General features: G+C 27.0%; 15 protein-coding genes. 8 read left to right on the top strand and 7 right to left on the bottom strand.

The genetic code is table 11. The features are described from left to right. Nucleotides 1-84: 84 nt before the first annotated feature. Nucleotides 85-1,812: a 6-hydroxymethylpterin diphosphokinase MptE-like protein gene (locus Q0H31_RS10910; RefSeq protein WP_295298118.1), complete on the bottom strand. Its 1,728-nt coding sequence runs from the start codon at nucleotides 1,810-1,812 to the stop codon at nucleotides 85-87. A gap of 126 nt (nucleotides 1,813-1,938) precedes the next feature. On the opposite strand from Q0H31_RS10910, the gene Q0H31_RS10905 reads away from it, so the two are divergent. Continuing rightward, a complete protein-coding gene (locus Q0H31_RS10905; protein WP_295298116.1) occupies nucleotides 1,939-2,361 on the top strand; it encodes a response regulator in 423 nt (140 codons plus the stop codon). A gap of 6 nt (nucleotides 2,362-2,367) precedes the next feature. Here the strand turns inward: Q0H31_RS10905 and Q0H31_RS10900 are convergent, their stop codons facing one another. Together Q0H31_RS10900 and Q0H31_RS10895 are read right to left on the bottom strand one after the other, a co-directional pair. Beyond that, the gene (locus Q0H31_RS10900; protein WP_295298114.1) at nucleotides 2,368-3,201 is read right to left on the bottom strand and encodes a hypothetical protein; all 834 of its coding nucleotides are present in this window, start codon (nucleotides 3,199-3,201) and stop codon (nucleotides 2,368-2,370) included. 26 nt (nucleotides 3,202-3,227) lie between these two features. Then, nucleotides 3,228-3,590 (bottom strand): hypothetical protein, encoded by a 363-nt coding sequence (locus Q0H31_RS10895; RefSeq protein ID WP_295298112.1) that lies wholly within the window; start codon nucleotides 3,588-3,590, stop codon nucleotides 3,228-3,230. A 160-nt stretch (nucleotides 3,591-3,750) separates the two neighbouring features. On the opposite strand from Q0H31_RS10895, the gene lysA reads away from it, so the two are divergent. Next, nucleotides 3,751-4,989, top strand: coding sequence for a diaminopimelate decarboxylase (gene lysA / locus Q0H31_RS10890; protein ID WP_295298110.1), 1,239 nt, complete (start codon nucleotides 3,751-3,753; stop codon nucleotides 4,987-4,989). Nucleotides 4,990-5,205: 216 nt separating this feature from the next. Here lysA and Q0H31_RS10885 read toward each other — a convergent pair whose 3' ends face one another. After that, nucleotides 5,206-5,625 carry a metal-dependent transcriptional regulator gene (locus tag Q0H31_RS10885; RefSeq protein WP_295298108.1) on the bottom strand — a complete coding sequence of 140 codons (420 nt, stop codon included), beginning with the start codon at nucleotides 5,623-5,625 and terminating at the stop codon, nucleotides 5,206-5,208. Between the two features lie 241 nt (nucleotides 5,626-5,866). Here Q0H31_RS10885 and Q0H31_RS10880 point away from each other — a divergent pair, with 241 nt between their 5' ends. From Q0H31_RS10880 to mnmH, 5 genes are all read left to right on the top strand, one after another. Continuing rightward, a complete protein-coding gene (locus Q0H31_RS10880) occupies nucleotides 5,867-7,465 on the top strand; it encodes a peptide ABC transporter substrate-binding protein (RefSeq protein ID WP_295298106.1) in 1,599 nt (532 codons plus the stop codon). Between the two features lie 139 nt (nucleotides 7,466-7,604). Further along, a complete protein-coding gene (locus tag Q0H31_RS10875) occupies nucleotides 7,605-8,015 on the top strand; it encodes an META domain-containing protein (protein WP_295298104.1) in 411 nt (136 codons plus the stop codon). Beyond that, nucleotides 8,012-8,431 (top strand): META domain-containing protein, encoded by a 420-nt coding sequence (locus Q0H31_RS10870; RefSeq protein ID WP_295298102.1) that lies wholly within the window; start codon nucleotides 8,012-8,014, stop codon nucleotides 8,429-8,431. The genes Q0H31_RS10875 and Q0H31_RS10870 overlap by 4 nt, the downstream gene beginning before the upstream one ends. Before the next feature lie 444 nt (nucleotides 8,432-8,875). After that, nucleotides 8,876-9,658 (top strand): class I SAM-dependent methyltransferase, encoded by a 783-nt coding sequence (locus tag Q0H31_RS10865; RefSeq protein ID WP_295298101.1) that lies wholly within the window; start codon nucleotides 8,876-8,878, stop codon nucleotides 9,656-9,658. A 20-nt stretch (nucleotides 9,659-9,678) separates the two neighbouring features. Next, a complete protein-coding gene (gene mnmH / locus Q0H31_RS10860; RefSeq protein WP_295298100.1) occupies nucleotides 9,679-10,704 on the top strand; it encodes a tRNA 2-selenouridine(34) synthase MnmH in 1,026 nt (341 codons plus the stop codon). Between the two features lie 74 nt (nucleotides 10,705-10,778). Here the strand turns inward: mnmH and Q0H31_RS10855 are convergent, their stop codons facing one another. The 3 genes from Q0H31_RS10855 to Q0H31_RS10845 form a co-directional block, all read right to left on the bottom strand. Further along, the gene (locus Q0H31_RS10855; RefSeq protein ID WP_295298098.1) at nucleotides 10,779-12,941 is read right to left on the bottom strand and encodes a methyl-accepting chemotaxis protein; all 2,163 of its coding nucleotides are present in this window, start codon (nucleotides 12,939-12,941) and stop codon (nucleotides 10,779-10,781) included. A 91-nt stretch (nucleotides 12,942-13,032) separates the two neighbouring features. Then, nucleotides 13,033-13,734: a tRNA (adenosine(37)-N6)-threonylcarbamoyltransferase complex dimerization subunit type 1 TsaB gene (gene tsaB / locus Q0H31_RS10850; protein ID WP_295298097.1), complete on the bottom strand. Its 702-nt coding sequence runs from the start codon at nucleotides 13,732-13,734 to the stop codon at nucleotides 13,033-13,035. After that, the gene (locus Q0H31_RS10845) at nucleotides 13,731-14,159 is read right to left on the bottom strand and encodes a YaaR family protein (RefSeq protein WP_295298095.1); all 429 of its coding nucleotides are present in this window, start codon (nucleotides 14,157-14,159) and stop codon (nucleotides 13,731-13,733) included. Before Q0H31_RS10845 ends, tsaB begins: the two co-directional genes overlap by 4 nt. A gap of 205 nt (nucleotides 14,160-14,364) precedes the next feature. On the opposite strand from Q0H31_RS10845, the gene Q0H31_RS10840 reads away from it, so the two are divergent. Further along, nucleotides 14,365-15,747 carry a sodium-dependent transporter gene (locus tag Q0H31_RS10840; protein WP_295298093.1) on the top strand — a complete coding sequence of 461 codons (1,383 nt, stop codon included), beginning with the start codon at nucleotides 14,365-14,367 and terminating at the stop codon, nucleotides 15,745-15,747. Nucleotides 15,748-15,911 lie beyond the last annotated feature (164 nt).

The following is a 15,911-nucleotide window of genomic DNA, read 5'->3' as shown; positions in this document are numbered from 1 at the left end:
AATTATGATACACCTATGCTATACTTTAAGAAATTAAGGAATTCCTAACTGCAATATGTCTGGCTCCTGTGCAATATTTTTATATTATAACTTTTTTATAGCTATATCTATTCTGCTTAAAAAATAGGTAACATTGCTTAATGTTTCAGTTAGAAGGAATATAAGTTTGTTTCTTTTATTTGAATTAGCCCTATTAGACATTATTATAGTAGAAGATAGTATTGTTTTTAATATACTTGCTTTCTCTTGATAATCTTTTATTGTTTTGTTAGAATATATGTAAATATTATTTATTTTCTCTTCATCATTAGTGTTTTTTGCTTCATTATAAATATTCAATATTTTAATTTTAAACTCTTCTAATACTGTTTTTAATTTATTATAAGCTTCTTTTATATTTGCTTTATCATTTTCTTTATATTTTTCTTCAGTTATTTTTAATGCCATGTTTCTATCAAATACAAAATTATCAATATTCCCTTCTTCAATATACTCTATCTTTACAGCATCATAAGTTAGTCTTTTTATATTCATGTTTTTGTATTTATCTTTAAAACTTTTGAAGTATTCTATTTGGTTTTCAAATATAAACTCTGTAGGCGGATATATATCAATATTAGTGTTGTTTTTTATTGTATTAAAATAATAAGACTCGAAGGTTTTTATTTTATTTGTTTTGTTTATCATATATTCGTATGACAGTGTATGCTTAATATGTCTTTGATAAAACGGATAGCTATTGTCAAAGCCTATTAAAAGTACATCTTTAAAACCGGTATAGTATGCAAAATCTATCATAGTGCTTGCTACTGTGCTTGAAGTGTTTAATGATGATATATTTGTATATTCATTAATATATTTTATCAATTCTAAATTTTCATTTGAACTAAATCTTATTAAATTGGTTTTGTTTTCTAATCTTTTAGGTATTATTTTATTGCATGCTATATCCATTATTAAATATGGAAAATTATCGCTTTCATAAATAAAATCTAAAGAATTAAAAAATCCTCCGTCTACAGTGATTACAAAATCCGGTGTTATATTGTTTTTACAAAGCACACTATAAGCTGTATCTACGCATATTACAATAAAAGATTCTCTGTTATTTTTTATTTTTTTTATAGAATATTCTAAAGTTGGACCAGGACATATTAATAAGGCTTTAAAATTTTTAAAAGCATTTTTTAATATAGATACATCAGAAGATTTATTAATATACTCACTATTAAATATAATGTTTTTTGTCCATATATTTTCAAAATACATATTTGTTAATATATTAGACAATTCTTTTTCCATGTTGTTTAATATATCAGTATAAAATATATTAGCTTTTTCTTTTTCTTCTTTTGTGAGAGACGGAAGCATTACAAGATTTATGCCATTAATGTTTTTATAATCTATTATTTTGTTTATATAGTCTATATCATCTTCAGTGTCTATAAAAAAAATATTTTCTTTATTTGTAGAATAAATATTGTAGTATGAATACTTAAAAATGGCAGCATCTTCCACAACAATAACTATTTTTAAAATATTTATGGCTTCTTCATTAAAATAATTATTAATATTTTCTAATAAATATTTTAATATGTATCCTAATCCGTAACCGTATATTATTATTAGATTTTTGTTTTTATTTATATTTTCTAACGCTCTTTTACATTCATTTTCAATATTATATTTACTATGTATTGCTCTATTATTTTTGTATATTATTTTTAAACCATCTTTATTTGTATCAATTTTATAAATATCAGATAATTCTTCTTTTTGTAGTTTGTTATGTAATTTTATAGATATATTCATATATAGCTATGATAACAAAAAAGTGAATAAAAATCAAATATGTAATTGACAAAACTGTAATAATGTAATATTATATCATGCGTTATAATTGTAAAAATTTATACTTTTTTATTTGGAGAATTAATTATGGCTACAGCTCCATTAGGTTTTAATAGTAAAAGCGGCAAACAGTATAAAGTGATGTTAGTAGACGATTCTAGTATTATAAGAATAGCCGAAAAAAAAATATTACTTTCAGAAGATTTTAATGTTGTTATGGAAGCAGATAATGCTATGGCAGCTTTAAAATATTTAAGAGAAATACCCGAAAAGCCGGATATTATAATGCTTGATTTTGAGATGCCTCAAATGAATGGATTGGATTTGCTTAAAAGGATAAGGGCATTAAACTATGAAGGCAAAATAGTGGTTGTTACTTCACATACTAATAAAGAAACTTTTTTGGAATTTGTAAATCTTAAAGTAGATACATATATTGCAAAACCCATTCAGCGTCAGATAATCATTGCTCATTTAGCAAGAATACTTGGAAGATTTGATTATTTATAATACCATTTAATTATTGTTTAATTCTATTACAATATCAACTTCCGTTAATGAACATTTTAATTGAGTTGCTATTTCCTTATTACTAAGACCTTCCTTATGCAGTTTTAGTATATTGTCATGTCTTGTCTTTTCATCAGTGTTGTTGGTGTTATTAGAATCATTTATAATATCTTTTGAGTTATTATTATTTCTGTTTAAGTTTATATTATTTCTTATAGTCAGGTCTAATTGATTTCTTAATCTTTCTATTGCTTCTTTTTTGCTATTTTCTTTTATTTTTCTTATTTCATCATATCGGCTTGTTTTTATTTCTTCTTTTTTTGGCGGGGTATTTTCAATTATTTGTTTATCTTCATTTTCTATTGTGATATCTAAAATATTACTTTCATTATTATTATTATTATTATTATTATTTAATTGTTCTTTATTTTCTTCATTACTATTGTTGTTTTCTTCAACTATGTTTTCACTATTTTTATTATCATCAACTTTTATATCTAATATATTTTTTTCGGTTTCTGCAGATATATCATATTTCATTTTTATATTTGCATTTAAAGCAGCTTCTTTTTTTTCTTTTAATTGACTGTATTGAGGGTCTTTTTCATTTAATTGTTTATTTAAATTATTAGCTCTTGTTATAGCATCTTCCAATAATGATATTCTGCTTAATGCTATATTATTGAATTCCTTTACTAATGCTTCAATTTCATCTCTTGCCTTTTTTATAACCTCTTTTTCTAATCTTTCTCTCGCCCTTGAAACTATATATACATAAAATAAAGGCATTACAACTGCTAATATTATAATATTGACTATTACACTAATTAAGATTTGCATTTTTAAGAGTTATCCTATTTTTTATATTATCCAAATATATCTATTTTTAGCCCTTTGCTTTGCTCAGTAGATGATACTTCTTCTATTTCTATATTATTTTCTTGGCTATCATCATAATTTTGATTAAATACGGATTTCTTTTTATTTTTTTTTCTATATGACATATAACCTTTATTTCTTTGCTCATCTTTTTTTTCTTTAATCTTGTTATCTTCTGAAACATTCTCTGATTTTACAACAGTTGAGTCTTTTATATATGAATCTCTATGTATATCTTTATCTTCAGATTGCATGGCTATTGTTTTGGCTGCCATTCTTACATGTTCCATTCTGCCTATATGCGATTGCTGCATATAGAGCACTTGTAAATCTAAAGGGGCTATAGGCATTTTTTATAAATCTCCGTATCTTATGCCATAAATTTATCCTATATTAATAAATATATATAATTTTTGTTTTATTGCAAGTTAAAAATATAATCATAATAAAATCATTGACTTTTATTCTATGTATAGTATTATAATGTATTCAATAAATAGGAGTTTTTAGATGATATACTATAAAGATAATATTTTAATGTGTGAAGATATTGAGATTAGAAATATTACGGATATTTATAAGACTCCTTTTTATATTTATTCAAAAAATGATATTTTACAAAAGATTAGATTTTTAAAAAATGTATTCTCTGATATAGAGAATCATTCTATAGTTTATGCTATTAAGGCTGAGAATAATTTATCTATATTAAAGATGATGATAGAAGAGGGAATAGGCGGCGATGTGGTATCTATTGGTGAGACTTTAAAATATATAAAAGCAGGCGGAAAGGCAGAGAATATAGTATTTTCTGGTGTTGCTAAAACAGAAGAAGAGATAAGAAAATCAATAGAGTTAAATATAAAGCGTTTTAATATAGAATCTATTCCAGAGGCAATAAGAATAAACTCTATAGCAAAAGAATTAAAAAGAAGAGTAAAATGTTCTATAAGAGTTAATCCGAATATAGATGCTCATACACATGAAAAAATTACAACAGGAATTAATGGCAATAAATTTGGTATCAGTATAAAGACAATTAGAGAAAATGCTAATATGTTAAAATCTTTAGACAATATAGAAATAGATTCATTATCTATGCATATAGGCTCTCAAATGGTAGATGCTGAACCTTTTTATAAGGCAATACTTGTAATGAGAGATTTGATAGCAGAGGTTAATAGTTTAGGTTTTAGCATTAAAAACATAGATATAGGTGGAGGATTTGGAGTAAGATACAACAGGGCACATTCTGGTTTTGATTTTGATAAGTTTACAAAAGATAGTATAAAACTTCTTAAAGAGATGAATCTTAGTGTTACCACAGAGCCCGGAAGATATTTTGTTGCTGAATCTGGTGCTTTAATAATGAGAGTTGAATATATTAAAGAAGAGCTTAGCAGAAAATATGCTATTTTAGATGGCGGTATGAATGATTATGTGAGGGTTGCTATGTATGAGGCTTATAATGAGATAATGCCTTTAGTAAAAACAAATAAATATTCTAATTATGATTTTGTAGGCCCTATATGCGAAAGCTCCGATGTGTTTGCTAATGACAGAGAATGCGAAACTCTTAAAGAGGGAGATTATGTTGCTTTGCTTGATGCGGGGGCTTATGGTTTTAGTATGGCTAGTAATTATAATTCACGTCCATTAATATCACAGGTAATGATAGATAAAGATAAACATTATATTATAAGAAAAAGACAAAGTTTTGAAGATATGATAAAAGATGAAATAATATAATTTTTGTATCTGTTTTTAATTTTTATAAATTTATTAAATGTTTATATTATTCATACTATAATAATGTCTTTATGATTGTACTTTATAAAAAATAGTTAAAGAATGATAACGATTATTTTTTAATCTTATATATTACTTTTTTATAAAATCTATGCAAATTATCATACTTAATTTTTTCAGCAAATATATTTTGCAAAATATTAAGAATCTATATTATTAATTTTGTTTGTTTAAAATATTTTCTTTCTTACAATAATCGCAGAGAAACTCTTTAAACTTATGCACTGTATCTCTGCTCATAGCATGCTCTATTAAACAAGCTTCTTCATCTGCTATTTTTTCATCTATATTTAAAACTTTGGTTAAGAAGTAATAAAATATTGCATGTCTTTCAGCTATATCTTTTCCTATAGCTCTTCCAGAATCGGTTAATTCTATATCCCCATAATGTTCATGTTTTATATGACCTAATTTTGATAATGTTTTTATTGCTGTATTAACGCTTGCTTTTGAACGTCCCACTAAATCTGCTATATCAGTAATTCTAATAGCTTCTTTAAACTTTTTTTCTACTTCCAAGTTGTAGATAGTCTCTAAATAGTTTTCTAATATTGGTGTAATTTCTTGTTGTTTCATATAAATGATTTTAATATAAAAAATATATAAGTCAATATAAAATATATAATTTTTCATTTTTTATGTAATTTTAAATGTTTATAATTATTCACAAAAAAATAAAATATCAATCTGATAATATTATTATGAATAAAGAATAAAAGTTGTTTTATTTAATATTGATAACAAAATACAACTAATTAATTGCATTATATTTCTAAATATAGTATTATTAATTGAATCATTATAAAAGGGTAGAATTATGTTAAAAAGAATATTGCTGTTTTTTTGTGTTTTTATTTTAATTATTTCATGTACAAATAATGTGAATCGTTCTTCAAAGGAATTATTTATTAATGCGGGTGAAGAACCAAAGACTATAGACCCTACATTGTCTGGAAATGATTTTGTTTATCCAAGGCATGTATTTGAAACTTTGATAATTAAGGATAAGAATGGAAATTTGCAAGGCGGGGCTTGTGAGAGTTGGGATATTTCAGATGATGGGCTTAAATATACTTTTCATTTGAGAGAGAATGCTAAGTGGTCTGATGGATTAAATGTAACGGCAAATGATTTTGTTTATGCTTTACAAAGGGCAGCTAATCCAGCAAGCGGTGCAGAATACACTTCATTTGTAGAGTATATAAAAAATGCTGTAAAGGTGCTTTCAAGTGAGCTTTCAGTAGAAGAACTTGGAGTAAAAGCAATAGATGATTATACTTTAGAAATAACTTTAGAAGCTCCTACTGGATATTTTTTAGATATACTTACTTATCCAATATTTTCTCCTGTTAGAAAAGACATTATAGAAAAGTATGGCGATAAATGGTCATTGAGTCCTGAAAGCTATATTGGTAATGGGGCTTTTATTATGACAGAGAGAAATCCTGATGAAAAAATAGTTGTAGTGAAAAATACTAATTATTGGAATAGTGCTAATATTGTTCCTGAAAAGATTACTTTTGTGATGATGAAAGATGCTACTTTGGCACTTGCTGGCATAAAAGAGGGGGTATTAGATTTTTCTGTTAATATTATAGAACAAGATTTAGAAAAGCTTAAAGAAGAGGGGATAGTTAATATAGCTCCATATTTTTCTACTGTTGCTTTTGGTATAAATGCTACAAATGAGGCTTTAAAGGATGTAAGGATAAGAAAGGCATTATCTTTGGCTATAGACAGAAATTATATAGTAGAGAATGTTGTACCTACTGCAAAATCAGCTACTAGTGCTTGGGTTCCTGTGGGGGCTTATGATGTTAGAGGCGATTTTAGGGAAAACGGCGGAGAATATATTGATTTATCTAAAGAGGCTTATTCTAATAATGTTGAGATGGCTAAAAGATTATTGGCTGAAGCAGGATACCCTAATGGTGAGAATTTCCCTGTATTAGAATATAAAACTACTTCAGATTTGGTTTATATGCAGGTAGCTGAGGCTGTGCAGCAGATGTGGAAAGAGAATTTGGGTATTGATTTGCAGATAACTTCTTTAGAATGGGCAGCTTATCAGCAGATGAGAAGTGACAAAGATTATCAGCTTATAAGAACTTTATGGATTGGTGATTATAGCGACCCTATGACTTTTTTGGAAAACTATTTAAGCTATAGAAGCCAAAATACTACAGGATATAGTAATATTATGTTTGATAAATATATAGAAACGGCTAGGGCTACTGCTAATCAAGATATAAGAATGGATGCTATGCATAAGGCTGAAAGATTATTAGTGGCAGAAGATAATTTGCTTATCCCAATATATAATCCATCAAATCCCACTTTAGTAAGTAAAAGATTAAAAGATTATGTTTTAACTCCATTACAGGAATACCAGTTTCATTATGCTTATTTAGAATAAATTATTAAATTAAATACTTTATAGTTCCTTGTTAATTTTAATAAGGGACTATAAAATAATCTATCATAAAAATAATTCTATTAATACCGATAATTATAACAATTTAATTATTTTTTAATAATTTATTATTGAGGGTTTTATGAAAAAATTGTTGTTTTTTATGTTATTATTAATATGTTCATGTTCTACTATAGACAAAAATAAAATTGTAGAAAATAATATAGCAGATAAAAAAAATGTATTGGACGGAAGAAAGTTTAAATTGGTTAGTATGTATAAAGATATGAATATTACAATAGAATTTGATGGAGATAAAATAAATGGTTTTTCAGCAGTTAATAGGTATTCTTCTTTATACAACATAGACGGAGATATTTTTAGCGTATATAATTTGATAACAACTTTGATGTCTGGAAGCAAGGATAAAATGAATGCAGAATATGATTATTTAAAGCTTTTAAAAGAGACGACCTCATATAAAATTGAAGATAGAAAATTAACTTTATATACTTTGCTTTCTAATAATTATTTAATTTTTGAAGAGATATGAAAATAAAAAGTCTTAAAATTATATTTATAGTATTAATAATATTATTTATTATATTTTCCTGTTCTTCTACAAAAGGTTCATTAGCATTATCATCAAGTACGCTTACAGGGAAAACTTATAAACTTATAAATATGTTTGAAGATTCTGGAATTACAATATCTTTTTATAATACGGAGTTTTATGGGTACGGCGGAGCTAATACATATTTCGGTGAATATGAGGTTAGAAGGGGAAATATTTTACTTATAAAAAAAATAGAAGTTACTAAAATATCTGAAGAAGAAGAAGACTTAAAAAAAGAAGAAGATTATATAAAATATTTAAATACTGCTTCATCTATAGAGTTTAATGGAGAAGATATAGTAATAAATACTTTAGATAAAGATATTAAACTTATTTTTAAAAGGCTTTATTAAAATACTATTTTACAGTAAAAATTTATTTAGAAATCCCGCCCTTTATTTTTTGTTGTTATATTTTGATAATTTAATTTTTATTATATTTAGTGCTTATTTAGAAATGATAGCACCCGCCCTAATTTTTTTAAATTTAATACCTTTACACCGCACGGTAAGTCAAATTAAAATATATTGATTAATTTGAAAGAGAATTTTTATTATATTTTTTAATATGCTTAAACGTGCGGTAAATAGGTTTTATAGTTTTATTAAAACTTGGGTGGGTATGCTTTTTTTATTGTGTTTTTAATGAATATAAAACCAAAAATTTTAGGTAAAACATAAAATTTAATAGGGTGGGGATTAGAAGAGATTGAAAGCTTAGTAAAATAATGTATTGACAATTTATTGTATAAAAAATAAAATACTAAAAATGAATGAGAATATGAGGATAATAATACAATGAAGCTTAAAGTTGAGAAAAAGACAATTACCATAAGAGATAATGATGATAACAATAGAGAAGTTTTGAGAGATATTTTAATTAATGATGAAAATAAAGAAAAGTCAGATTTACACAAATATTTTATAGAGAATAGTGAAGAAGCAGTTTATAAGCATTTATCTTACTTTGATGTTTATGAGAGATATTTTTCAAAGTTTAGAGGAAAAGATATTAACTTGCTTGAGATAGGAGTAGGGTACGGCGGATCATTAAAAATGTGGAAAAATTATTTCTCTAAAAATGGAGCCAAAGTCAATATTTACGGTATTGATAAGAAAGAGAAATGTAAACGTTTTGAAGATGATAATATTAAAATATATATAGGCTCTCAAAATGATAGAGATTTTTTAAGGGAAGTAAAAAAAGAGATACCAAAATTAGATATACTTATTGATGACGGCAGTCATATAATGGAAGATCAGAGAACTACTTTTGAAGAGATGTATAGTCATATAAAAGATGATGGAATTTATTTATGTGAAGATGTTTATACTTCTTATTGGACTAATTGTAATGGAGGATATAAAAATCATAACTCATTTATAGAATATACAAAAAACTTAATAGATTATTTGAATGCTTATTCTGCTATAGAAGGAGACAGTTTAGAGGCTAATAATTTCACAAATACTGCTTATTCTATTTCTTATTATGAGAGCTTAATCGTTATTGAAAAGCGTATTAGAGATGATAGGTATAATAGCTTTTGTCAGCAGGCTTCTATAGGAAAGATGATGTAATTATTTTGGAGTTGTAATATATGGTAAAAAGAATAGATATAGAAGAGTTTTTAAGACTACAAAGAGAAGATAACTTGCCTGTTATAGATGTGCGTTCTCCTTCAGAGTTTGCTCATGGTCATATTCCTAATGCTAAAAATGTTTATTTATTTAATGATGAAGAGAGAAGGGTAGTTGGTACTATATACAAAGAAGATGGAAGAGAGGCTGCTATATTGAAGGGGCTTGAATATGTTGGAAGCAGAATGGCTAACATATTAAAAGAAGTTGATAAGATATCTAATAATAATGTTATATTAATGCATTGTTTTAGGGGAGGTATGAGAAGTGAGTCTGTTGCTTGGTTATGCTCTAATTATAAATATGATGTTTATGTATTAGATAAAGGATATAAGAGCTATAGGCGATATGTTTTGGAATCTTTTAATAATAAGAAGTATAAGATTAATTTAGTTACAGGAAGAACAGGAAGCAAAAAGACATTGATATTAAATCGATTAAAAGAATTAGAATATAATGTTATAGATTTAGAGGGTATTGCTAAGCATAAAGGTTCTGCTTTTGGGTGGATTAATGAAGGAGAGCAGCCCAGTCAAGAGCAGTTTGAGAACAATTTATGTTATGAGTTGTGTAAATATAGTAATGGTTCTTATTTGTGGGTTGAAGATGAAAGTTTATTAATAGGAAAAAGAGCTATACCAAGAGGTTTTTTTGATAATATGAAAAAGCCTGAGAATATCATATATTTAAATGTTCCTATAGAAGAGAGAGCTAAATATATAACAGATACTTATGGAAAATATAGTGTTAATGATTTAAAAGAATCTATAATAAAAATAAAAAAACGTCTTGGCGATGAGAGAATGCGAGAGGCTTTATCTTTATTAGAAGAAAATAAAATATATGAATGTGTTTTGGTTTTATTATACTATTATGATAAGGCTTATAGATTAAGTATTCGAGAAGAAGATAAAATAATCAATGTAGAATGCGGCAGTTTAACTATAGATGATATAGTATCTGTAATTTCAGAAATTAAATCTTAATTTTATTATTTTTTATACATAAAAAAGGATTAACCATTTTGGGCTAATCCTTTTATTTTTCTAATTATTTTTTATTAGAATGATTCAAACTCATCATCATCATTTGCAGGAGCATTAAAAGTAGAACCAAATTCTTTATCAGAAGAAACGCTTGCAGGTTTAGTTTCTTCATAAGGTTTTTTAGTAGGTTCTGATGATTTTTTTAATGGGCTTTTTAATTCAGGTTTTTTATATACAGTATGCTCTTTTTTAGGTTCTTCTTTTTTTACTGTGGTATTAGCTTTTGTATCTTCTTTTTTATCTTGATTATTTGGTTTTACAGGTATTTTACAATCTCTATTTCTTAATTTAAAGAATGCCATAGCAGTTAATAATTCTTTAGATTGAGAGAATAAAGTTTCAGAAGAAGCACTAACTTGTTCTACTAAAGCAGCATTTTGCTGAGTAGCCGTATCCATTTGAGCTATAGCTATATTAACCTGATCAACTCCAGCCTGCTGTTCCATAGCAGTAGAGCTTAAATCCTGCATAATCTTAGCAGTCTCTTCAATTTGTTCTTTTAAGTTTTTGAATATCTCTGTTGATTCTCTAGCCGTTTCTGTAGCAGTAGCAATTTTCTCTTCAGAGTCAGAAACTAAAGTAGTAATATCTTTAACAGAAGCCTGAGTAGTTTGAGCTAAGTTTCTAACCTCAGAAGCAACAACTGCAAATCCTCTTCCCTGTTCACCCGCACGAGCAGCCTCAACAGCAGCATTCAAAGCAAGTATGTTTGTTTGGAATGCAATAGATTCAATTATTTTTGTAATAGCACTGATTTTTGAGCTTGATTCATAAACAGCTTCAATGTTTTTAGTAGTCTCTTCAATAATTCTTCCAGCCTCATCTATAGCATTACGGGAATTAATCATCATGTTATTTCCTTCAACAGTATGCTCAGCAGAGGTTTTTATTGTAGAAGCAATCTCTTCCATAGAAGAAGCAGTTTCCTCAAGACCAGAAGCCTGATTTTCTGTTCTATTTGATAATTCTATGTTTTGCTGAGCTACTTCCTGAGCAGAAGCTTTTACTATGTCAGCACTGCAATATACAGTTTTTACTTTTTCATTAAGAGTATTTAATGTACTTGCTATAGAACCTGCTACTATAGCAAATTCATCTTTTCTATTAAGCACAGGTTCTGGTACATACCAGTCTAAATCACCCTCAGATAATCTTGTCAAATCTTTAGCTAATAATTTTAATGTAGTTGTAATGCCTCTTATATACATAAATATTATGAAACATGTAATTATTAATATAACGACAGTACCAATTCTTGAATAAAGCCTCATAGAATAAGTATGGGCAAATAATTCTTTTGATGCTATACTCATTACTATAGTCCAACCAGAAATAGGCTCTTTATAAAAAGCTGAGAAAGAATCTTCACCATTGAATGGAGATTTAAACTCATAAGTACCAGACTCATTTTCAGAAGCATAAATAATATAATCAGCATTTTTAAGAGTTTCATTTCTAACATGTTCAGGAATAGGGTCTGCTATAACATTTCTATCTGTATCTATAACAAAAGGGTGTCCAGTATTTCCAAACTTAACTAACTCTAATTCATCATCTATAAAATCAAGCCAATCTACTAATATAGCAACACTTCCTATTATATTTCCTAATGAGTTTTTTATAGGACTGAATACTACTACTAAATATAGCCCATCAGTAATAGAAGAAGGTATTACAGTTTTATACATAGCAGTTTGTCCGGCTTTTACTTTCCCCCAAGCCTCTGTAGTATTTAATTTTACCATAGTAGGAGAATTCACAATTTTTCCATCAGCACTATCTAATACTATGTTTCCATTAACATCATATAAAGCTAATCCCTTTAATTGGTCATTATTATTAGCGAGTTTCTTTAATACATTTTGAGCTGCAACAGCAGTTTCAGGAGTGTTTAAAGCTAAATATTCAGTTAATTCAGTATGACTCTTAGCTATTGAATCAGCTAAAAACATAGCCTGCTTTAACCATACATTAACCATTCTTGAATATATCTTAGTAGATGATTCTAAACCAAATATAGCCCCTTGCCTTATTCCTTGAGCACCTATGTTTAATATTATGGCAACCAGTATAGTGGTCATTATTGTTATAATAGCCGTAACGAATAAAGGTACTTTTACCGACAAAGATTGCAACTTTTTCACTTTTAAACTCCAATTTTCTATTATTAATTGCATAATAATAACTACTATTTTTAATCAAGTCAAGTGTTCTCAACTTGTTTTTTCTACTTTTTTATGCTGCTTATTATTATCGTAAAATATTTAGTTAATTTTTAATATGTAGTTTATTTTCTGCTTCACTTTTTCTTATATATAATGGGTTTAATGAAAATATGTTGTCGAATTCTTTTTTATTGTAGCGTTCTTCTGATATTAAAATCGAATTTGATGCTTTTATGATATTATAAGAATTATCTAATTTGTTTAATTTGTATTCTTGTAATTTTTCTATAAAATAATCTTCATTTTTTGAAAAACCATCTCCGCATAATGTGATAGTATCATCTTTTGTTGATATCTCTTTTATTAAATTTATTGCTTCATCATAAGTTAAATCTAAATTTTCTTTTATTTTTGTATCATCTTTGTATATGTTGGCATAAATGCTCCCTTTTCTTGCATCTATCATAGATAATTTTATGCCGCCAAATGATATTATATTTTGATATAATGTATCTAAACTTGACACCCCTATAATTGGTATGTTTTTTGCATAGCATATTGTTTTTATTGTGGAAAATGCTATTCTAATTGCTGTGAATGAGCCCGGACCAATTCCAATTACTATACAATTAATTTCATCTAATGATGTTTTATTATCTTTTAAAAAACTATTTAGTATAGGAAGTAATTCTTCATTGTGATTTTTTATATTTTCTTTATTTGTTTCTATGAGAGTATCATTATTTTTTTTTAATGCTATAGAAAAGCTTGATGATACAGTATCGAATGCTAATATATTACTCATGACATTAAATTTAATACTAAGCCTTTAAGTCTCATCATCTTGTTTGCTATTGCTATATGATTCTTTTGTTCTCTCATAATTTCTCTGTATAAAGCATCTAATTCCTCATTTATTTTTGATATTACTTGGAATTTAATTCTTACTTTATAAGCATGCTTTACTACTTTTTCTGTTAATGATGTTATTAAATCTCTAAATCTATAAAAATCTTTAATATTTGCACTTTTTTCTAATGCATTACCCGCATCATAAATCTGTCTTTTTAATTCATCTAATTCTAATGAGTATTTTCTAATTTCTCTATCTTCTTCGAGCATAGCCGCAAAAGAAGACGACGAGGTTGCAACTTTTACAGCTGCATTTTCAGGATGCATTATTCTATTATTTAAGTTTACCTCTGTATTTCTTCTCTCTTGTACTAACATATAGAATCCTTTGAATTATGTTAACTAAATAATAATTATGTTAACCTAACATATATTGTAAAAAATAGCAACATAATAAATCTCGTATTTTTAAAAAAATGCTTTATTTATTTTTAATTTTATTAAAAAAACTTTTTGTTACTACTTGAAGTAATTTTATGATGTTGTATAATAATACTCAATATTTTATTAAAGGAGTTTTTTAATGGATACCAAAAGGGAGAGATTGTCAAGTAGATTAGGTTTTTTGCTTGTATCAGCCGGATGTGCTATAGGGCTTGGCAATATATGGCGATTTCCCTACATTACTGGAAAATATGGCGGAGCTGCTTTTGTTATAATATATATAATGTCATTATTATTGGTAGGCATTCCAATACTTATAATGGAGTTTAGCATAGGGCGTGCCGGACAGAGAGATATTGCGGGGTCTTATAAGGTATTAGAAAAGAAAGGCAGCAAATGGCATATTATTGGTTATATACAAATAATTGGCTGCTTAATACTTATGATGTTTTATACTACCGTTGCTGGTTGGAGTATAATATATTCTTTTTATATGTTAATTGGAAGGGTAGATAATCTTAATGCTGAAGGAGTTGGGGAGCTTTTTGGGGCTACTCTTTCTAATCCTTATATCAGTGTTGCTGGTTTATTTGTAACGGTTTTATTAGCTACTATAATATGTTTTATTGGACTTCAGAAGGGGGTTGAGAAATATTCTAAGTTTATGATGTCTTCTCTGTTTATAATAGTGGTTATACTTATAATAAGAGCTGTTACTTTGCCTAATGCTATTGAGGGAGTTAAATTCTACCTACTTCCGGATTTGGGTAAGATGTTTGATGGGGGGATAAAAAACTTTTTTGAGGTAGTTTATGCGGCTGTTGGACAAGCCTTTTTTACTTTGGGCATTGGTATAGGAAGCATGACTATTTTTGGAAGCTATATAGGAAAAGAGAGAACTATAACAAATGAAACTCTTATAATAGTAGTATTAGATACTTTGATAGCTTTTTTATCTGGGCTTGTTATATTTCCTGCAAGTTTTGCTTTTGGAGTTAATCCCGGAGAGGGGGCTGGACTTGCTTTTGTTACGCTTCCAAATATTTTTAACTCTATGCCTTTATCTAGGGTTTGGGGACTGCTTTTCTTTGTATTCTTATCTATGGCAGCACTTACCACCGTTATAACTGTTTTTGAAAACTTAATTGCTTTTACTATGTCCGAGTTTAACTTAAAAAGAAATATATCTTCAATAATAGTAGGTATTGTAGTATTTGTTTTGGGTTCTACTACGGCATTAGGTTTTAATGTATTATCTTTTATAGAGCCGATGGGAAAAGGAACTAGTTTTTTAGACTTATATGACTTTATTGTTACATATAATTTAGTTGAGCTTGGAGGAGTGTATATAATAATATTTTGTGTTTCTAAATATGGTTGGGGATGGGATAATTTTATAAAAGAAGCTGATATGGGAAGGGGAATTAAATTTCCTCAATTTACGAGGTTTTATGTAACATATATTCTTCCTCTAATCATATTTATTATATTTATAATTAATTATATTGTTAAGTTTTATTAAAAATTAAGATATTTTGAATTTAAGATATTGTTTAATGATTGCATCTATAAGTTTTTAATTATTTGTGGGTGCAGTCATAATTTTTATTAATGCACAGGAGCCAGACATATTGCAGTTAGGAATTCCTTAATTTCTTAAAGTATAGCATAGGTGTATCATAATTT

Origin of the sequence: uncultured Brachyspira sp. (assembly GCF_934747485.1) — a bacterium.
Lineage (GTDB): Bacteria > Spirochaetota > Brachyspiria > Brachyspirales > Brachyspiraceae > Brachyspira.
This window is presented reverse-complemented; position numbering and strand designations above follow the sequence as displayed.